At 70.1% G+C, this 18593-nt stretch carries 19 protein-coding genes, 1 pseudogene and 1 riboswitch; of the genes and pseudogenes, 11 read left to right on the forward strand and 9 right to left on the reverse strand.

Going from position 1 to position 18593, the window contains the following annotated elements; all coding sequences use genetic code 11:
• Positions 1-911 (reverse strand): DNA translocase FtsK 4TM domain-containing protein (locus tag HMPREF0321_RS10625; protein ID WP_040014890.1); only part of this gene is annotated, 911 nt, incomplete at its 3' end.
• A 70-nt stretch (positions 912-981) separates the two neighbouring features.
• Here HMPREF0321_RS10625 and HMPREF0321_RS10630 point away from each other — a divergent pair.
• Positions 982-1182 carry a hypothetical protein gene (locus tag HMPREF0321_RS10630; protein WP_040014891.1) on the forward strand — a complete coding sequence of 67 codons (201 nt, stop codon included), beginning with the start codon at positions 982-984 and terminating at the stop codon, positions 1180-1182.
• 307 nt (positions 1183-1489) lie between these two features.
• Positions 1490-1604: riboswitch (SAM riboswitch) on the forward strand.
• 43 nt (positions 1605-1647) lie between these two features.
• Complete coding sequence (locus HMPREF0321_RS10635) at positions 1648-3213, forward strand: aminotransferase class V-fold PLP-dependent enzyme (RefSeq protein ID WP_006946366.1); 1566 nt, start codon at positions 1648-1650, stop codon at positions 3211-3213.
• A 282-nt stretch (positions 3214-3495) separates the two neighbouring features.
• Here HMPREF0321_RS10635 and HMPREF0321_RS10640 read toward each other — a convergent pair whose 3' ends face one another.
• Positions 3496-5175 carry a ribonuclease J gene (locus HMPREF0321_RS10640; protein WP_040014892.1) on the reverse strand — a complete coding sequence of 560 codons (1680 nt, stop codon included), beginning with the start codon at positions 5173-5175 and terminating at the stop codon, positions 3496-3498.
• Positions 5175-6065 carry a 4-hydroxy-tetrahydrodipicolinate synthase gene (gene dapA, locus HMPREF0321_RS10645; protein WP_006946344.1) on the reverse strand — a complete coding sequence of 297 codons (891 nt, stop codon included), beginning with the start codon at positions 6063-6065 and terminating at the stop codon, positions 5175-5177. Before dapA ends, HMPREF0321_RS10640 begins: the two co-directional genes overlap by 1 nt.
• 130 nt (positions 6066-6195) lie before the next feature.
• Here dapA and HMPREF0321_RS10650 point away from each other — a divergent pair, with 130 nt between their 5' ends.
• Genes HMPREF0321_RS10650 through HMPREF0321_RS10665 form a run of 4 tightly spaced genes read left to right on the forward strand, consistent with a single transcriptional unit; the run spans position 6196 to position 8691 of the window.
• Positions 6196-6990: a thymidylate synthase gene (locus HMPREF0321_RS10650; RefSeq protein ID WP_006946355.1), complete on the forward strand. Its 795-nt coding sequence runs from the start codon at positions 6196-6198 to the stop codon at positions 6988-6990.
• Entirely contained in the window at positions 6987-7484 is a 498-nt protein-coding gene (locus tag HMPREF0321_RS10655) for a dihydrofolate reductase (RefSeq protein ID WP_006946351.1), read from the forward strand. The genes HMPREF0321_RS10650 and HMPREF0321_RS10655 overlap by 4 nt, the downstream gene beginning before the upstream one ends.
• Positions 7481-8389 carry an AzlC family ABC transporter permease gene (locus tag HMPREF0321_RS10660; RefSeq protein WP_006946348.1) on the forward strand — a complete coding sequence of 303 codons (909 nt, stop codon included), beginning with the start codon at positions 7481-7483 and terminating at the stop codon, positions 8387-8389. Before HMPREF0321_RS10655 ends, HMPREF0321_RS10660 begins: the two co-directional genes overlap by 4 nt.
• The gene (locus tag HMPREF0321_RS10665) at positions 8386-8691 is read left to right on the forward strand and encodes an AzlD domain-containing protein (RefSeq protein ID WP_006946360.1); all 306 of its coding nucleotides are present in this window, start codon (positions 8386-8388) and stop codon (positions 8689-8691) included. Before HMPREF0321_RS10660 ends, HMPREF0321_RS10665 begins: the two co-directional genes overlap by 4 nt.
• A 47-nt stretch (positions 8692-8738) precedes the next feature.
• On the opposite strand, the gene HMPREF0321_RS17265 is transcribed toward HMPREF0321_RS10665, so the two are convergent.
• The 4 genes and pseudogenes from HMPREF0321_RS17265 to HMPREF0321_RS10675 form a co-directional block, all read right to left on the reverse strand.
• Entirely contained in the window at positions 8739-8861 is a 123-nt protein-coding gene (locus HMPREF0321_RS17265; protein ID WP_143181531.1) for a type II toxin-antitoxin system VapC family toxin, read from the reverse strand.
• A 113-nt stretch (positions 8862-8974) separates the two neighbouring features.
• Positions 8975-9064, reverse strand: a pseudogene (locus HMPREF0321_RS17445) (toxin-antitoxin system antitoxin subunit); the annotation flags it as partial.
• A 75-nt stretch (positions 9065-9139) separates the two neighbouring features.
• On the reverse strand, positions 9140-10303 hold the full coding sequence (locus HMPREF0321_RS10670) for an acyl-CoA desaturase (protein WP_040014897.1): 1164 nt from the start codon (positions 10301-10303) through the stop codon (positions 9140-9142).
• Between the two features lie 147 nt (positions 10304-10450).
• Positions 10451-11599, reverse strand: a complete 1149-nt coding sequence (locus HMPREF0321_RS10675; protein ID WP_006946368.1) for a ferredoxin reductase — start codon at positions 11597-11599, stop codon at positions 10451-10453.
• An 85-nt stretch (positions 11600-11684) separates the two neighbouring features.
• On the opposite strand from HMPREF0321_RS10675, the gene HMPREF0321_RS10680 reads away from it, so the two are divergent.
• Together HMPREF0321_RS10680 and HMPREF0321_RS10685 are read left to right on the forward strand one after the other, a co-directional pair.
• The gene (locus HMPREF0321_RS10680; protein ID WP_040014894.1) at positions 11685-12833 is read left to right on the forward strand and encodes a helix-turn-helix domain-containing protein; all 1149 of its coding nucleotides are present in this window, start codon (positions 11685-11687) and stop codon (positions 12831-12833) included.
• Positions 12830-13654 (forward strand): hemolysin III family protein, encoded by an 825-nt coding sequence (locus HMPREF0321_RS10685; protein ID WP_006946342.1) that lies wholly within the window; start codon positions 12830-12832, stop codon positions 13652-13654. The genes HMPREF0321_RS10680 and HMPREF0321_RS10685 overlap by 4 nt, the downstream gene beginning before the upstream one ends.
• 110 nt (positions 13655-13764) lie before the next feature.
• Here HMPREF0321_RS10685 and HMPREF0321_RS10690 read toward each other — a convergent pair whose 3' ends face one another.
• Complete coding sequence (locus tag HMPREF0321_RS10690) at positions 13765-14661, reverse strand: FadR/GntR family transcriptional regulator (RefSeq protein WP_006946372.1); 897 nt, start codon at positions 14659-14661, stop codon at positions 13765-13767.
• A 96-nt stretch (positions 14662-14757) separates the two neighbouring features.
• Between HMPREF0321_RS10690 and HMPREF0321_RS10695 the strand changes: the two genes are divergently transcribed.
• The 3 genes from HMPREF0321_RS10695 to HMPREF0321_RS10705 are packed head-to-tail and all read left to right on the forward strand — an operon-like array spanning position 14758 to position 17872.
• On the forward strand, positions 14758-15519 hold the full coding sequence (locus HMPREF0321_RS10695; protein WP_006946356.1) for a (Fe-S)-binding protein: 762 nt from the start codon (positions 14758-14760) through the stop codon (positions 15517-15519).
• Positions 15516-17156 (forward strand): LutB/LldF family L-lactate oxidation iron-sulfur protein, encoded by a 1641-nt coding sequence (locus HMPREF0321_RS10700; protein ID WP_006946361.1) that lies wholly within the window; start codon positions 15516-15518, stop codon positions 17154-17156. The genes HMPREF0321_RS10695 and HMPREF0321_RS10700 overlap by 4 nt, the downstream gene beginning before the upstream one ends.
• Positions 17153-17872 carry an LUD domain-containing protein gene (locus tag HMPREF0321_RS10705; protein WP_006946357.1) on the forward strand — a complete coding sequence of 240 codons (720 nt, stop codon included), beginning with the start codon at positions 17153-17155 and terminating at the stop codon, positions 17870-17872. Before HMPREF0321_RS10700 ends, HMPREF0321_RS10705 begins: the two co-directional genes overlap by 4 nt.
• Here HMPREF0321_RS10705 and HMPREF0321_RS10710 read toward each other — a convergent pair.
• The gene (locus HMPREF0321_RS10710; protein WP_006946364.1) at positions 17859-18536 is read right to left on the reverse strand and encodes a DedA family protein; all 678 of its coding nucleotides are present in this window, start codon (positions 18534-18536) and stop codon (positions 17859-17861) included. The genes HMPREF0321_RS10705 and HMPREF0321_RS10710 overlap by 14 nt on opposite strands.
• Positions 18537-18593 lie beyond the last annotated feature (57 nt).

Consider the following 18593-nt stretch of genomic DNA (forward strand, 5'->3'; position numbering starts at 1 on the left):
GCAGCGGCGCTCGCGTCGCCGGCGCGCTCGTCGTCAGAGCCGCCGTCGGGCATCTCTCGCGTCTGATCGACGCCCGCCGGGGCGCCGTCGATCGTGTCGATGTCGTAGATCTGCTGCTCACCGCGACGGCGGTTGAGCGGGTTGCGTGATGTGCCACGGCCCTTGCCGCGCGGTCCCTTGCCGACGACCTCGGCGGCCTGCTCGTAGGGCTCATCGCCGCGCCGGGCGTCGTCACCCGCGCCGCGACGCGAGCCGCCCCGCGCGCGGTTGCCGATGTCGGCGCCGTGCAGGTCGTCGGCGACGGCGTCACGCTGAAGCAGCTCGCCCTCGTCGTCGCGTTCATCGAGGGGGTGGCCGAAGATCTGCGCCTCGACCTCGCGGATGCGCTGCGGGATGCGATTGACGGGCGTGCGCGTCAGCACGAGGAAACCGAAGAACGACACGAGCGCGAGGATGATGCCCGCGCCCCACACCGTGAGCGCGGCAGACAGCGGCCCTCCCGTGATGACGCCGAGGATGCCGCCTGCGCCGCGCACCGCGGTCGAATCCCCTGTCGACGGACGCCCGCCGACGAGGTGGGCGATCCCCGTCGAGCCGAGCGCGAGGATCGTCAGCCCGATCGTCATGCGGTTGGTCGGCTGGTGCCCCCGCGGGTGGCGGAACATGTGGATGGCCATGCCGGTGAGGACGACGGGCAGGACGTAGGCGATGACGCCGAACGTGCCGGCCGCGACGGCGTGGACGACGTCCCCGAACATGCCGGGCAGCCCCCACCACTCCCGCGCAGCGACGACGATGCCGAGGGCGAGGAGGGCGAAACCGAGCCCGTCGCGACGGTGTTCGGGTTCGAGGTCAGAAGCGGCGGCGCCGACGCGGCGGACGGTGCCGCCGGCGACGTGCGAAACACCCATCCACGCGCCACGAGCAGCGCGACCGGACGCGGAGGGACGCGCTTCAGCAGCCCCTCGCGACGAGCCGGTCTTGCGCGCGGGTGCATTCTTCGTCGTGCCGCCCGAACGTGGTGCGCTCGACTTCGGCGGGGTCGTGCGGGCGCGCGTCGTCGAGGCCGCAGATGCGCCGGCCGGGCGCGAGCTCTTGGCGCGCGGCTGCGAAGAGGCCTTCTTCGCGACGAGGACGCTGTCGTTCGCTGGTCTGTTTCGGGTCGCCACCCCGCAAGGCTAGTGGGGGTTCCGGCCGTTTTCGCGGACCCACGCCGTGACACGGGTCCAATGGTGACGGCGGGTCGGCTCGACACCTTCGAATCCGCGTCCCGACGCGCTGGCGCGTTGACGCGCTCGCATCCGACAGCGCCCTGACCCGTGTCGGAGGCGCCGCCAGCTGCCCGGGGGACCACGGGCATCCCCACCGCGAGACGCCGACTCTTGCGCGCGGCGCTCGCCATCCGCGATCCCACAGGTGATCTCACGATGCGAACCTCTGGCCGCACGTCGGTGGACGCGGCGGAGGGCCGGGTGCGAGCGTTCACGTAGGTCATGAGTTCCAGCGCACAGCCCCGGCTTGCTGGACGGCAACCCTCCACCGCGGTGGGGTGCTCCGGGTGACGACCTGGCCGCCACCAGCACCGGTGTCGGCAAGCGCGGGCCGAGCCATCTGGCGACGGCGAGGCCCCTGATTCGAGGAGCCTCGATGCCCCGTTCTGCCATTCTCTCGATCCTTGACTCCGACGCGCGCCGCCACGCTGCGAGCCACACGACCCGCCCCGCTCACGCCGTAACCCCCGGGACTCCCGTCGCGGACCCCGAGCGTCACCACACCCAGCCCGCGCACCCCGGCGGGTCCCGTCGCGAGACGCCCACGGCTACCTATCATCGCGCGGACGCGCCGCAGCAGGCCAATGCCGCCCTGGCCACGATCGGCGCCGATCTCGGCGTCGCGACGCTCGACGGGCGCGTCGTCGAGCACGCGAACTTCGACCACGGCGCGACGGCTCCCGCGCTGCAGGCCGCCGCGCGGGCCGTCGACACGACCCTGCGCACGTACGGTTCGGTGCATCGCGGTGCGGGACGGGCGTCGCAGCTGACGACCCGGTGGTACGAGGAGGCTCGGCAGGAGGTCGCCGCGTTCGTCGGCGCGCGCGAGGACGACGTCACCGTCTTCACGCGCAACACCTCGGACGCGCTCAACCTGTTGGCCCACTGTCTGCCGCAACAGACGCAGGTCTTCGTGTTCCGCTCGATGCACCACGCGGCGCTGCTGCCGTGGGCGGACGAGCGGACGACGCGGCTGCCGATCCCTCACTCTCACGCCGAGGCTGAGGGCTACCTCGACGTCGCTCTGGCGGAATTCCGCGCCCACAACGATGCTCCCGTGTTGGTCCTCATCACCGGCGCCTGCAACGTGACGGGCGAGGTGTGGCCCATCGAGCGCCTCGCCGCCGTCGCCCGCCGGCATGAGGCGCGGACGGCTCTCGACGCCGCGCAGCTCGCCCCGCACCGCCGCGTCGACATCGACGCCTGGGGCATCGACTACGTCGCTCTGTCCGGCCACAAGGCCTACGCGCCGTACGGTTCAGGAGCCCTCGTCGGGCGCCGCGACTGGCTCGACACCGCCCCTCCGTACTTCCGCGCCGGCGGCGCGAGCCACCGCGTCAGCGGAGATGCGTCAGGCGCCGGCGACGTCGCCTGGGCGCCCGCGCCCGCACGCCACGAGGGCGGCACCCCGAACGCGGTCGGGGCCATCGCGCTCGCGGCCGCAGCCTCGACGCTGTCCGCGCAGCGCGGCGAAGCCGAGGCGCGCGAGGAGAAGATCCACGCCATCGTCCGCGACGGTCTCGCCTCGATCGACGGCGTGAGGATCGTCGAACTCTTCGACGAGCAGAATGCCGCGGACGCTCACCTCGACGATGGCGCGCCAAGGCGGAATGCGAGCGACAACGTCGGCGTCACGACGTTCACCGTCGCCGGGTACGACCCGACGCTCGTCGCTCAGGTGCTCGCAGACGAGCACGGCATCGCTGTGCGCGACGGGCGATTCTGCGCTCACCTGCTCTGCGACGCGCGCCTCGGCGAGGGCGCGACGGCAGTGCGCGCCTCGATCGGTCTCGCAACGACGACAGAGCACGCACGACGCCTCGTCGACGCCGTGCGTGCTCTCGTCACCCATGGGCCCGCCTTCGACTACACCCACACCCCGGGCCTCGGGTGGAGCCCCGTCACCGACCGACGAGACCTCTCAGAGCCCCGCCCCTGGTGAGGAGAACGAGTGGCGGTGGGCCCCAGCGAGGGGCTCACCGCCGCATTTCGTCAGATACGGGATGCCGACGCGGTGGCTCCTGTCGAAGGGTCCGCTCGCGCGCTGATGCGAGTTTTTGACCACGCTCAATAGCAAACCTCGAAGTCTATTTCGAATCCGGTTGCACCCCAACGGATGAAGGGTGCGACGCGTCACAGGGTCGCACCCTTCATTCATCCGAGATGGACAGTCAGAGGCGATCTCAGCCGCCTCGCACAACCCCCTGACATACCCCCCGAGGTCTCAGGCGTCGATGACCACCGGGATGATCATCGGTCGGCGGCGCAGCTTACCGCCGACGAAACCGCCGACTGCGCGGCGGATGACCTGCTGCAGTTGGCGACTGTCCTTGACACCCTTGTTGCGCGCCTCGAGCAGCGCCTGCTCGATCTTCGGCCGGACGCGGTCGAACACCTCGTCGCCCTCGGCGAAGCCGCGCGTGCGGATGTCGGGGCCGGCGAGGATCGCGCCCGTCTTCGCGTCGCGCACGACGATGACGGTGACGAAGCCCTCGTCACGCAGGATGCGACGGTCCTTGAGCATGTCCTCGTCGGTCGTACCGACGAGCGAACCGTCGACGTAGACGTACCCGACCGGCACCGCGCCCGTGATGGCAGCCTTGCCGTTGACGAGGTCGACGACGACGCCGTTCTCCGCGAGCAGCACCTGGTCGCTCGGCACACCCGTCGCGGCGGCGAGCTTGCCGTTGGCGACGAGGTGACGCCACTCGCCGTGGATCGGCATGACGTTCTTCGGCTTGACGACGTTGTAGCAGTACAGCAGCTCGCCGGCGGAGGCGTGGCCCGAGACGTGCACCATCGCGTTGCCCTTGTGCACGACATTGGCGCCGAGACGCATGAGGCCGTTGATGAGGCCGTAGACGGCGTTCTCGTTGCCCGGGATGAGCGAGCTCGCCATGAGGATGGTGTCGCCCTCCCCCACGTCGATACGGTGGTCGCGGTTCGCCATGCGCGCGAGCGCCGCCATCGGCTCACCCTGCGAGCCGGTGCAGATGAGCACCTGCTTGTCCTCGGGCATCTGCTCGAGCTTCTTGATGTCGACGAGCACGTTGTCGGGCACCTTCAGGTAGCCGAGGTCGGCGGCGATCGTCATGTTGCGCACCATCGAGCGCCCGACCATCGCGACCTTGCGCCCGTGGGCCTCGGCGGCGTCGAGCACCTGCTGCACGCGGTGCACGTGCGAGGAGAAGCAGGCGACGATGATGCGTCGCTCCGCCTTCTCGAAGACGCGCTCGATCGCGGGCGTGATGTCCTTCTCCGGCGTCGTGAAGCCGGGCACCTCGGCGTTCGTCGAGTCGGTGAGGAACAGGTCGACGCCCTCCTCACCGAGCCGCGCGAACGCGCGCAGGTCGGTGATGCGGCCGTCGAGCGGAAGCTGGTCCATCTTGAAGTCGCCGGTGCACAGCAGGTTGCCTGCGGGCGTGCGGACGAAGACGGCGAGCGCGTCGGGGATCGAGTGGTTGACGGCGACGAACTCGCAGTCGAACGGGCCGATCTTCTCGAGCTGGCCCTCCTTCACCGCCATCGTGTACGGGCGGATGCGGTGCTCCTTGAGCTTCGCCTCGATGAGCGCGAGCGTCAGCGTCGAGCCGATGAGCGGGATGTCGTTCTTCATGCGCAGCAGGTACGGCACCGCGCCGATGTGGTCCTCGTGACCGTGCGTCAAAACGATGGCCTCGATGTCGTCGAGGCGATCCTTGAGGTAGTCGAAGTCGGGCAGGATGAGATCGACGCCCGGGTGATCCTCGGGGAAGAGGACACCACAGTCGATGATGAGCAGGCGTCCGCCGTACTCGACGACCGTCATGTTGCGGCCGACCTCGCCGAGACCGCCGAGCGCGATGACGCGCGCACCGTTCTTCGCCAGCGCGGGCGGCGGGCCGAGTTCGAGCGAACTCTCCATCACAGCAGCCCCGCCTTCGTCAGGCCGTCACGCAGGACGGCGTACATCGCCTCGTCCGCGGGCAGCAGCGGCAGGCGGATGGCGTCGGAGTCGATGACGCCCTGCTCCTTGAGGGCGGCCTTCACCATGATGGCGCCCTGGGAGGTGTTCATCAGCGCGTCGATCGCGGGGATGAGCTTGGTGTGGATGGCGCGCGCCGTCGCGAGGTCGCCCGCGTCGACAGCGTCGATCATCGCGCGGAACTCGTTGCCGGCCACGTGGCCGACGACGGAGACGACGCCGACGGCGCCGAGCGCGAGCCACGCGAGGTTGACGACGTCGTCGCCCGAGTACCACAGCAGGTCGGTCTCGTCCATGAGCTTCGTCGCCTCGAAGAAGTCGCCCTTGGCATCCTTGACCGCGCGCACCTGGTCGATCGTCGCGAGCTGACGGATCGTGTCGCTCGCGAGCGCCGTCCCCGAGCGCCCGGGGATGTCGTAGGCCATGGCCGGCAGGTCGGTGGCGCCGACGACGGCCTTGAAGTGCTCGACGATGCCCGCCTGCGTCGGCTTGTTGTAGTACGGCGTGACGACGAGGACGGCGTCCGCCCCAGCGTCCGCGAGTGCCTTGGCGGCGCGTACCGAGTGCGCGGTGTCGTTCGTACCGACCCCGGCGGTGATCGCTGTGCGGCCCTTGACGGCGTCGGCGACGGCGCGCACCGTCTCGATGTTCTCCTCGTCGGTCGTCGTCGCCGACTCCCCCGTCGTGCCGTTGACGACGAGGCCGTCGTGCCCGTTCGCGACGAGGTGTTCGGCGAGCTTCTTCACTCCGTCGTAGTCGATCGAGCGGTCCGGTTTCATGGGCGTCACCATGGCCGTGACCATGCGCCCGAAAGGTGTCGTCGTCGTCATGCGCCCAGGTTAGTGCACGAGCGTCCACGTGTGCGGACGCCCGCCGCGCGCGGCGTCGCCACCACCAACTCGCCACCACGAAGCGGACGCCGCAGGCGCGTTGTCACCGGCGCGTCCTACAGTGAGGCGCGTGGAGCAATATCACGCACTGCTGAGGCGCATTCTCGACGAGGGCACCCGCAAGGACGACCGCACGGGCACGGGGACGCTCAGCGTCTTCGGTCATCAGATGCGCTTCGACCTGTCCCAGGGGTTTCCCGTTCTCACGACGAAGAAGCTGCACCTGCGCTCGATCTTCGGCGAACTGCTGTGGTTCCTGCGCGGCGACACGAACGTCGCATGGCTGCACGAGCGCAAGATCTCGATCTGGGACGAATGGGCCGACCCCGACGGTGACCTCGGGCCGATCTACGGCCACCAGTGGCGCTCGTGGCCGACGCCGAACGGCGAGACGATCGACCAGATCGCGCGCGTCGTCGAGTCGGTTCGCACGAACCCTGACAGCCGTCGTCACATCGTCTCGGCGTGGAACGTCGCCGACGTCGACGACATGGCGCTGCCGCCGTGCCACACGATGTTCCAGTTCTACGTCGCCGACGGAAAGCTGTCGTGCCAGCTCTACCAGCGCAGTGGTGACGTCTTCCTCGGCGTCCCGTTCAACATCGCCTCGTATGCCCTCCTGACCCACATGGTCGCGCAGGTCACGGGCCTCGCGGTGGGCGACTTCGTCCACACGCTCGGCGATGCGCACCTCTACGTCAATCACCTCGACCAGGCGCGCCTCCAGCTGACACGTACGCCGAAGACGCTGCCGACGCTCGTGCTCAACCCCGACGTGACGGCGCTCGACGCGTTCGAGCTCGATGACATCCGCCTCGACGGTTATGAGGCCGACCCCGCGATCAAGGCCCAGGTGGCGGTATGAGCGATGCGCCCCAGCTGACGAGCATCGCCGCCGTCGCCGAGAACGGCGTCATCGGCACGGGCGGCGACATGGCGTGGAACATCCCCGCCGACTTCGCACACTTCAAGGCGACGACGATGGCTCACCCCATGATCATGGGGCGCACGACGTTCGCGACGATGGGCACCCTGCCCGGGCGCCGCTCGATCGTCGTGACGCACGATCCCGAGTTCGCCCCCGCACAGCCGGCGCGTGACGACACGTCCGTCACCGTCGTTCACTCTGTCGACGAAGCCCTCGAACAGGTCGCCGGCCAGGACGCGTTCGTCGTCGGCGGCGCGCAGATCTACGCCGCGACGATGGACCACGTCACCCGTCTGCTCATCAGCGAGATCCCCCTCGCGCCTGAGGGCGACGCCCACTTCCCCACGATCGACCCGACCGTGTGGGTCGAGACGCAGCGCGCACCGCGCGACGGGTTCACGCTCGTCATGTACGAACGCCGCACCTCGTGAGCGACGCCCGGCACGAGACGTCGGGAGGTGACGCGCGCGTCGACGTCCGTCATCACCGGACGGCGCACACCCCTGGCGACCACTCCGACCACGACCATCCCGACGCCCTCCACGAGGATGCCGCGGCCGTCAAGAAGGACTCGGTCTCCCTCGCGATCGCGACGGGCGTGTACGGCGTCAGCTTCGGCGCGCTCGCCATCGCTGCGGGCCTCACGACCTGGCAGACGATGGCGCTGTCGCTGCTGTTGTTCTCCGGCGGTTCGCAGTTCGCCGTCGTCGGGGTGCTCGGTGGCGGTGGGTCGGGAGCGTCGGCCGTCGCGACGTCGTCACTGCTCGGCGTGCGCAACGGCATCTATGGTCTGCAGATCAACCAGTTCCTGCGCCCGCGCGGGCTGCGACGCCTCCTCGCCGCGCAGGTGACGATCGACGAGTCGGCCGCCATGTCGGTCGGGCGCCCCACCGAACAGTTGTCACGCACCGGATTCTGGTGGACGGGCCTGGGCGTCTACGTCATGTGGAACACGATGACGTTCGTCGGCACAGTCGCCGGCAACGCGATGGGCGACCCGAAGAAGTACGGCCTCGACGCCGCCGCCGTCGGCGCCTTCATGGCGCTGCTGTGGCCGCGCCTCGGCACGCTGCAGGGCAAGGTGACGGCGGCGCTCGCCGCGTGCATCGCGCTCGGGTTGTCGCCGCTCACGCAGGCCGGCGTGCCCGTTCTCGCGACGGTCGTCGCGGCCGTCGTCGTCGGCTGGTGGTACTCGACACGGCACGATTCCCCCTCGGCCGACTGCGAGTCGAGCGCCGACGTTCCCGGCGTCGAGACGTCTCGCGCCGATGCGCCCGGTGACGGCGCGACGCGCGGTGGCCCGTCCGACGCCGGCCGGATCGGATCGACGACATGAGCACATGGACGACGGTTCTGCTCGCGAGCGCGTTGTCGTTCGTGCTCAAGTTCATCGGCTATCTCGTGCCGCCGCGCTACCTCGAGGGCAAGCGGACGTCCAACATCGTCGCGCTGCTACCGGTGGCGTTGCTCACCGGCCTCGTGTGTGTCCAGGCGTTCGTCGGCGACGGCGGCCGGGTCGTCATCGACGCGCGCGCAGCGGCGGCCGTCGCAGCGATCATCGCCCTGGTTCTGCGCGCGCCATTCATCGTCGTCGTCATCGTCGTGGCCGCGACGGCCGCGATCATCCGGTTGTTCTGAGCCGACGCTCCTGGATTCATGTCTCGCTCCCTCTGGGGAGTGAGACCTCAGGACGAGCTTTCGAGGGGATCGATGAGGCGCGGCCCGCCGACCCCGACGAAATCGTTCGCGTTGCGCGTGGCGAGTGCAGAGCCGGCGGCCAGAGCGATACCGGCGATCTGGGCATCCACCGTTCCCATGACCCGCCCGACCGACGTGCCACTCGCGAGAACGTGGGCGGTCGCGTGCGCTCACGCAGCGTCTGCAAGAAATTCTTCTCCGGCACGTGGGTCGCTGCCGCGAGAATCGCCCGCACCTCGGCCTCGACGGAACGTCCAGGCTCCGCAGCCTGACGGCGCAGGCGCTCGTGGACGACCTCATCGACATCTGGCATCCTCAGAGTGGCCAAGACGAGCACCTCCTCGGCAGCAAAGCGAGCAAGGAGGTGCTCGTCAGCCCATGGCGAGACTCAGGCGGCTTGGGGCTGCACCTGCCGCTGCACGAGCTGCGTGACGTTCTGGGGCTTCCGCTCGAGCTTCGCGGCGTACTCGTTCGGCAGCGACAGGCGGATGATCGCCCACCAGGCCGACGCGATCTGCTTCGGCAGCGGCCCCGTCACGTAGGACAACCCGTAGCGGCGAGCGATGTCCTGCACCTGCTCGCTGATCTCCGCGTACCGGTTGCTCGGCAGGTCGGGGAACATGTGGTGCTCGATCTGGTAGCTCAGGTTGCCCGTCGCGATGTGCATGGCCCGCGAACCGCTGATGTTCGCCGAACCGAGCATCTGGCGCAGGTACCAGTCGCCGCGCGTCTCCCCGACGATCGACTTCTTCGTGAACGTCTCGACACCACTCGGGAAGTGCCCGCACATGATGACCGAGTGTGTCCAGAGGTTGCGCGTGAGGTTCGCGATGAAGTTCGCCTTGATCGTCTGCTTGCCCGACCCCGTCAGCGCCGAGAGCAGCGGGTGCGCAATGTAGTCCTTCGTCACCTGCTCACGGATCTTGTGCAGCACCTTGCGACCGTCGCGGGCGAATACGTCCTTGTCCTTGCGCCCCTTGAGGTACTTGCCGATCTCCAGGTCGTACGCGGCGATGCCGTACTCGAAGAAGCACGCGTTGATGAAGTTCCACATCGGCTGTGCGAGGTAGAACGGCACCCACTTCTGATCCTCGTCGACGCGCATGATGCCGAACCCGAGGTCGTTGTCGCGCCCGATGACGTTCGTGTACGTGTGGTGCAGCTCGTTGTGGCTGTGCTTCCACAGGTCGGCGGGCGAGGCGTTGTCCCACTCCCACGTGCTCGAGTGGATCTTCGGGTCGCGCATCCAATCCCACTGGCCGTGCATGACGTTGTGGCCGATCTCCATGTTCTCTAGGATCTTCGCCACGGCGAGCCCCGCCGTCCCGATGACGAACGCCGGCTTCTTCTTCGAGAACAACAACAGTGCCCGCGACCCCATCTCGAGGCCACGCTGCACCTGGATGACACGACGGATGTACGCCGCGTCCTTCTCGCCCCGGCTCTCGACCACCCGTGCACGCACCGCGTCGAGCTCCTCACCGAGACGCTCGACGTCGGCGCGGCTCAGGTGAGCGATCGGGTTGTGGTCCTTCTTCTGCAGTGCGGTCATGCGACAACCATCCTTCTTCGTCGTTCTCGTCGTGCGGTTCGTCATGGTCGTGGTTCGTCGTGGTCGTGGTTCGTCGTGGTCGTGGTTCGTCGTGAGGCGCCCCGAGCCGATCTCGCGCCCGGCCGGCGCCCTGCACAGGCGTCGAGTTCAGCGTCCGATCGTGCAGTCCCCGGCGGCGGAGGAGATGCAGGTCTGCACCATGACGCCGTCGCCGTCAGTGCCGCTCGCCACCTCACCGGTGCGCATGTCGCGCACCGCGCCGGAACGCAGCGGCAGCACGCAGCCGTAACAGATGCCCATGCGGCACCCGCTCGGCACGAGGATGTCGGCGGCCTCGGCCGCGTCGAGGATCGACGTCTCGCCGCTGACGGCGACCTCCCGCGTCGTCGTGCCCATGACGATGGTCGCGGTGCCGCCCTCCCCCGGTTCGGCGAGCTCGACGACGAAGTTCTCGGTGTGCAGCTTGTCCTCGACGCCATTGAGTTCGGCGAACTCGCGCAGCATCCGCAGCATCCCGGCGGGGCCGCACGCGTACACCTCACGATCGCGCCAGTCGGGTACGAGATGGTCGAGCTCGGCCGGTTCGAGCCGGCCCTCGAGGCGTGTGTGGCGCTCGACGAGGGTGATGGCGCCACGCTCGTGCAGCCCGCGCAGCTCGTCGGCGAAGATGACGTCCTCGGGGTGGCCGGCCGAGTGCACGACGACGATGTCGTGCGTGCGTTCGCCGTCGGAACGCTCGCCCTCGGCGGCGAGACGGTGGCGCAGCATGCCCATGACGGGGGTGATGCCGGAGCCGCCGGTGACGTACAGCGTCGGCTCGACACCTCCCGTCCAGACGAACTCGCCGCTCGCCTGTTCGAGGTGCACGATCTGGCCGGAGCGCAACGACTCGTGCAGGTGGGAGCTGACGAGCCCGCCGGAGAGCGACTTGACGGTGATCGTGATGCGCCCGTCGTCGCGCGGCCCCGACGTCACCGAGTACGCGCGCCACAGGCGCACCCCGTCGACGTCGACGCCGACGCGGATGAACTGCCCCGGCACGTGCCCTGCCCAACCGAGGCCCGGCTGCAGCGTGACGGTCGCGGCGTCCGCCGTCTCGGGGTGCACGTCGACGACGCGGGCGCGCAGGTAGCGGGGGCTGCGCAACGGGTCGACGAGGTCGAGGTAGTCGTCGGGCAGCAGCGGCGTCGTCAGGGTGCGCACGGCGTTCCAGGCGAGATGCTTCAGGCGGGCGGAGGCCCGCCGCTCGTCCGACGAGCGGGCCATCGTGGTTGATGAGGAGACAGCGTGCGGCATGCGACCAGCGTATTTGGCGCGCAGGAGATAATTCTTGACTGCGATCTCACATGATCTTTTCGGGATTTGTTCGTAGAGTGTGAACATGTCGACTCTGCGGCAAGACACCATTGCCACCCTGCGAAAGCACCTGCCGAACACGGCCAGCGGGTGCGTCGAGGCCATCATCCGAGAGGTACCCGGCTACGACCGCGAGTTCGGCGACACACTGCGCGCGAACATCGAGGCGGCCGTCGCGATGGCCCTCGCGGCCTTCCTCGACACCCTCGGTGACGACGGCGACACGACGTCTGCCACGGCCATGCGCACCGGCGCCTACCGCCTCGGCCAGGGCGAGGCGGAGACGGGGCGCTCGAGCGACGCGCTGCTCACGGCCTACCGCGTCGGCGCCCGCGAGGCGTGGACGCACTTCGCCGAACGCGCCGTCGCGCAGGGCGAGTCGGCCGCAAGCATCGCGAGCCTCGCTGCGGGCACGTTCGCGTTCATCGACGAGTTGTCCGTCGAGAGCCTCGCCGGCCACACCGCGGCCATGACGGCCCGCACCCGTGAGCTCGCGCGCCGACGCGACCAGCTGGCGGCGGCATTCGTCGCGGGCGACCAGCCCGACACGCTCGAGCATCTCGCCGAACGGGCTCACTGGAACCCGCCGCGCACCCTCACGGCGCTGGCACTGACGGGCGACGCCCCGGTGGCCGTCGCGAGCGCCGTCGGTGAGAAGGCCCTGTGGTCGCGCACCCCGGACGGCTCGCCGCTCGTCCTCGTGCCCGACCTCCCACCCGGCAACCGCGCGCGCGTCCTCGCTGCCTGCGCTACGACCACAGCAGCCCTCGGGCCGACGCTCGCCTGGAGCCGCGCCGCCGAATCGGTGACGCGCGCCCGACGCGCGCTGCGATTCGCCCGGGTGAGTGAACCGGCGGACGCCGACACGCTGCTGCCCGAACTGATCCTCGACGCCGACCCGCTCGTCGCGCAGATGCTGCGCGAGCGCGCCCTGGCGCCGCTCGCCGACGTCTCGGAGGCCAAGCGGGCCGTGCTCGCCGAGACGCTGCTCGCCTGGCTGCTGCACCACGGACGCCGCGAGGAGGTCGCCGAGGCCCTCCACGTCCACCCCCAGACGGTGCGCTACCGCCTGGGCACCCTGCGCGAACACTACGGTGACACGCTCACCGACGCCCGCACCGGCCTGGAGCTGACGCTCGGGCTGATCGCCGACCGATCGAGGACCCCGCAGTGAACACCCCCGCAACCGACCGTCCGCAACCCGCAGCAGCCGAACCGACGAACGCCGACAACACGAACCCCGACGCCATGACCCTCGACCCGATGATCCATGAACCCACACGGTCGGCTCTGCCTGACGGGCACGGCGAGTCCACTGGGCACGGCGAACATGGTGAGCACCCCGCGGGCGAGGCCCTGGCGGTGGCGATGAAACCCCTGCTGCGCGGGTGGCTGCACCTCGTCCTCGCGCCCCTGTGCCTCATCGGTTGTCTCGTGCTCGCCCTGCTCGCCGACACGACCCCGGCGCGCGTCGGGGCGCTCGTCCTCGGTGCTACGGCGACGATGCTGTTCGGCACGTCGGCGCTGTATCACCGCCGATACTGGAGCCCGCGCGCCGACACGATCCTGCGCCGCCTCGACCACTCGAACATCTACCTCATCATCGCCGGCACGTACACGCCGTTCGCGCTGACGCTGCTCGAGGGCCGGCAGCGGGTGAGTCTGCTCGTCCTCGTGTGGGTCGGCGCGCTGCTCGGCGTCGCTTTCCGCACGTTCTGGGTGCATGCGCCGCGTTGGCTCTACACGCCGATCTACGTCGCGCTCGGCTGGGTCGCGATCTTCTACGCCGGGCCGTTGCACGCCGCGGGCGGCACGCTCGTCATGACGCTCATTGCCACCGGCGGCATCCTCTACACGCTCGGGGCCGTCGCCTACGGCTTCAAGCGCCCTGATCCGTGGCCGCGCGTGTTCGGCTTCCACGAGATCTTCCACGCCTGCACCGTCGCCGCGTTCATCGCCCACTTCATCGCGGCGGCCATCGTCCTCACGCGCTGACGGCGGCCTCCCCGCGTGCGCTGCCCGCCTCGGCGTCGGCGCGGGCCACAGGATCGCCACCGTGGGCCTCGTCTCCGCCACGCAAGCACCGACCGGCGCAAGTCGTCCCGTCAGGCGGTGTCGCCGGCTGCCTGCGCGCCGTCCCCGAGGAGTTGCTCGCTCGCGCGTCGGATGTGCGCGTCGAGCAGATCGGCGGCGCGCGAGCCGTCGCCGTCCGCGAGCGCCGCGGCGATGGCCTCGTGCTCCTCGCGCAACCGCGCGCGCACAGCCGGCCAGTCGTCGACGCGGTTCATGCCGTGACGGATGGGGCTGCGCATGGATTCGCGGATGGCGACGGTGAGGTCGGTGGCGAGCGCGTTGCCCGCGGCCCGCGCGATGGCGACGTGGAAATCGGTGTCGCACGCGTTGAAGACATCGGGCGGCAGGTCGTCGTCACGCATCGCGGTGATCAGGTCGGCGAGGCGCGCATGGTCGGCGTCGGTCGCGTTGCGCGCGGCCAGCCGCGCCGACAGGCCCTCGAGGCTGCAGCGCACGTCGACGACGTCGAGGAGGCTGAACTGCGCGAGCGCCACGTGCATGCGCAAGAACCGGTTGAGCGCCTCCGTCGGCACGGCCGTGATGACGGTGCCGCCGGCCGCACCGGCTCCGACGCGCGAGTCGACGACCCCGATGGCATGCAGGGCGCGCACGCCCTCACGCACCACGGCGCGGCTGACGGCGAGTTGCGCGGCGAGGTCACGCTCGGCGGGCAGCACGTCGCCGACACGCAGACGGCCCGAGACGATGCCGTCCTCGACCCACTGCACGACACCCTCGTAGGCACGCCCCGATCGTGACGCGACCGGGTTGGCACCCGGCGCGGCAGCCGGAGTCTCGACCTGGGCGGGCGCCGCGTCCGACGCGGGAGTTGAATCCGACGCCGGCTGTCCCGGGCTCGACAGACCGGATTCCTCGGCTGCGGGCGGCGAGCCCGTTTGGGGCGAGGCGGGCGCGCAGGGGTGGGTCATGGGCGGGATGATACGCGGCCTCGACTTCTTGACCGTCGGGGGTCATGCTTCTAGAGTGAGACGCAGCACATTGGTCAGACCATTAAGGATGCCGTCGTGACGATCGCCCCCACCCGCCCACGCGTCGCGATCTTCGCGACCTGCTTCAACGACACGATGTTTCCCAAGGCGCCGATCGCGACGGTGAAGCTCCTGCGCCGCCTCGGGGTCGACGTCGAGTTCCCCACCGAGCAGACCTGCTGCGGCCAGATGTTCACCAACACCGGCTACGCGAACGACGCGAAGGGCCTCGTGCGCGGCTTCGTCGACACGTTCGACGCGTTCGACTACGTCGTCGCCCCCTCCGGCTCCTGCACCGGATCCGTCCGCGAGCAGCACGAGATGATCGCCGAGCGGGTCGGCGACCAGGGTCTCGCCCGCGAGGTCGACGCGCTTGCCCCGCGGGTGCTCGAACTGTCCGAGTTCCTCGTCGACGTGCTCGGCGTCACCGACGTCGGCGCCTACTTCCCGCACCGCATCACCTACCACCCCACCTGCCACAGCTTGCGCATGCTCGGCGTCGGCGACCGTCCGCTGCAGCTGCTGCGTGCGGTCGCCGGTACCGACCTGCGCGAGCTGCCCGCCGCCGAGCAGTGCTGCGGTTTCGGGGGCACGTTCAGCGTCAAGAACCCCGACGTCTCCGTCGCCATGGGAAACGACAAGGCGCGCCACGTCGTCGAGACGGGCGCGGAGTACGTCGTCGCCGGCGACAACTCGTGCCTCGCCCACATCGGCGGTCTGCTGCACCGCGGACGCACCGGCGTCAAGACCATCCACCTCGCCGAAGTGCTCGCCTCGACCGAACAGGACCCCGCATGAGCTGCCAGCCCCGCACCGCCGCCGACGCGGGTCTGCCCGTCGGCACGACGACCGCGACGTTCGTCGGGATGCCGGCCTTCCCGCACGAGGCGAAGCACGCCCTCGACGACGCCCAACTGCGCGCCAACCTGCGTCACGCGACCGGCACGATCCGCGCCAAGCGCGCCGAGGTCGTCGGCGAGGTCGACGACTGGCAGCAACTGCGCACGCGCGGCGCCGCCGTCAAGGACGACGTGCTCGCCGACCTCGACACGCTGCTCGTCACGCTCGAGGAGTCGCTGACGCGCGCCGGCGCGACGGTCCACTGGGCGCGTGACGCCGAGGAGGCCAACCGCATCGTCGTCGACCTCGTCAAGGCGACAGGCACGCAGGAAGTCGTCAAGGTCAAGTCGATGGCGACGCAGGAGATCGAGCTCAACGAGGCCCTCGAAGCCGCGGGCATCGACGCGTGGGAGACCGACCTCGCCGAGCTCATCGTCCAGCTCGGCCACGACCGCCCGTCGCACATCCTCGTGCCCGCGATCCACAAGAACCGCAGCGAGATCCGCGACATCTTCCGCACCGAGATGGGCGAGGTCGGCCGCCCGGCCCCCGAGAACCTGAGCGACGATCCCGCCGCGCTCGCCGACGCTGCCCGTCGTCACCTGCGCGAGAAGTTCCTGCGCGCCAAGGTCGGGATCTCGGGCGCCAACTTCGCCGTCGCGGAGACGGGCACGCTCGCCGTCGTCGAGTCCGAGGGCAACGGACGCATGTGCCTGACGCTGCCGGAGACGCTCATCTCCGTCGTCGGCATCGAGAAGGTGCTGCCGACGTGGGACGACCTCGCCGTCATGCTCGAACTGCTGCCACGTTCGTCGACCGGTGAGCGCATGAATCCCTACACGTCGATGTGGACGGGGTCGAGCGAGGCCGACGGCCCGCAGGACGTCCACGTCGTGCTCGTCGACAACGGCCGCACGCGCGTGTTGTCGGACACCGTCGGGCGCGAGGCGCTGCGCTGCATCCGCTGCTCGGCGTGCCTCAACGTCTGCCCCGTCTACGAACGCGTGGGCGGGCACGCCTACACGAGCGTCTACCCCGGACCGATCGGCGCCATCCTCACCCCGCAGATGCGCGGCCTCGACTCCGATCGCGACAAGGCGCTGCCCTTCGCGTCGTCACTGTGCGGCGCGTGCAGCGAGGTGTGCCCCGTCAAGATCGACTTTCCGAAGATCCTCGTCGAACTGCGCACGCAGGTCGTCGAGAAGAAGCGCGCCGCCTCGCGCGTCCCGAGCTTCGAGCGCACCGCCATCGCGGGCGCCGAATGGGCGCTCGCCTCCGGCAAGCGCATGGGGCGTCTGCAGACGCTCGCGACGGTGGCCGGCAAGGTCTTCAAGCGTGAGGACGTCTCCTACCTCGGCGCGATTCCCGGGCCCCTCGCGCCGTGGAGCGCAGCGCGTGACATCCCCGCTCCCCCGACCGAGACGTTCCGCGAGTGGTTCGCGCGCACCGACGGCGGCCGGCTCGACGAGAGCGGCCAGGCCGCAGCGGGGTCGCGTCCGAACCGCGCCGGAGTCGACGTCGAGGGCCACTACGGCACGAGCGCCCGCGACGCCGGGCTCCCCCACCCCACCAGCGACAGCGAGGACGAGGCATGAGCAGCGCACGCGAGGAGATCCTGCAGCGCATCCGGACGGCCAACGCGAACGCCGGGGTGACGAGCACGTCGTCGCAGCGGGCCGATTCGGCGACGACGCAGCGGGATTCGTCGTCGGGCAGCGCCGGCGCCCAGGCGACGTCACTTGATGCGGACGGTTCGCGCGCTGCGGCCGACGCCACCCCCGCGGCGGGGTCGCCCGACCTCGTCGACCTGTTCGTCGAGCGCACCGAGGACTACAAGGCGGTCGTCGAACGTGCCTCGGCAGCTGACGCCGGCGCGCGTGTCGCCGCGGCGCTCGAGGGCGCGAACGGCGTCCTGCTGCCGGCCGGGCTGCCCGAGGCAGTCGTCGGCGCGGTCGATGCGTCGATGGCGCGCGAAGACCCGGGCACGCCCGACGGTCTCGACGCCATCGAGGCGGTCGTCACGACGTGTGCCGCGGCCATCGCCGAGACGGGCACGATCGTCCTCGATCACACTGCGGGGCAGGGGCGTCGTGCGCTGACGCTCGTGCCCGATCTGCACGTCTGTCTCGTGCGGGCCGACCAGATCCACGCGGACGTGCCGGCCGCCGTCGGCGCCCTGCGCGCGAGCGTCGAGGCGGGGCATCCGCTGACGTGGATCTCCGGTCCGAGCGCGACGAGCGACATCGAGCTCGATCGCGTCGAAGGGGTGCACGGCCCGCGGCGCCTGCACGTCATCGTCACGACTGACTGACCTCGACGGACGACGCCGCGTCTCGGGTGGAATCACCACTCGCGGCGTGGCTTTCGCGCGTCATGCGGCGTTTCGTTCGGACGTGGCGCACGCCTTCGAGCAGCGACGCGACCGCCATCGCGAGCCCCATGCCGGTGAGGATGCCCGCGAGGTGGTTGTCGCCGAACGCACGGCCGCCGATGTAGCCGATGAGGCAACCGTGCAGGGCCCACAGCAGCGTCGCGAGCAGGTCGTACGGCGTGAACTGCCGCAGGAGCGGGTAGCGTGCAGCGCCGAGCGACATCGTGCCGACGCTGCGTCCGCCCGGGATGAAGCGCACGACGAGCAACGCCCACGACCCTCGTTCGTGCAGCACGCGCGAGACCTTCTCGAACGTGCGAGCACGCCGCGAACCGTGCGCCCCGAGCGAGCGCGCACCGACGACCCGGCCGATGCCGTAGGAGAGGTGATCGCCCAGTGCCGCCCCCAGCGTGGCCACGAGCACGACGAGCACGAGCTGCGGCCCGTTCGGATCGGACGCGGCGTACACCCCGGCGAGGATGAGCGGGGCTTCGCTGGGAAAAACAGGCACGAACGCATCGAGCGTGCACAGGCCGAAGAGCGCCGGGTAGATCCACCACGACGTCATGAGGTGTTCGAGCGGCGCGAGCACGGCATCGAGCATTCCAGAACGCTAGCCGCGCGACGTGGCCCCGACCTGACGCCCAGGTGTCCGGCAGGC

The sequence above is a fragment of the Dermacoccus sp. Ellin185 genome (assembly GCF_000152185.1).
GTDB classification, from domain to species: domain Bacteria; phylum Actinomycetota; class Actinomycetes; order Actinomycetales; family Dermatophilaceae; genus Dermacoccus; species Dermacoccus nishinomiyaensis.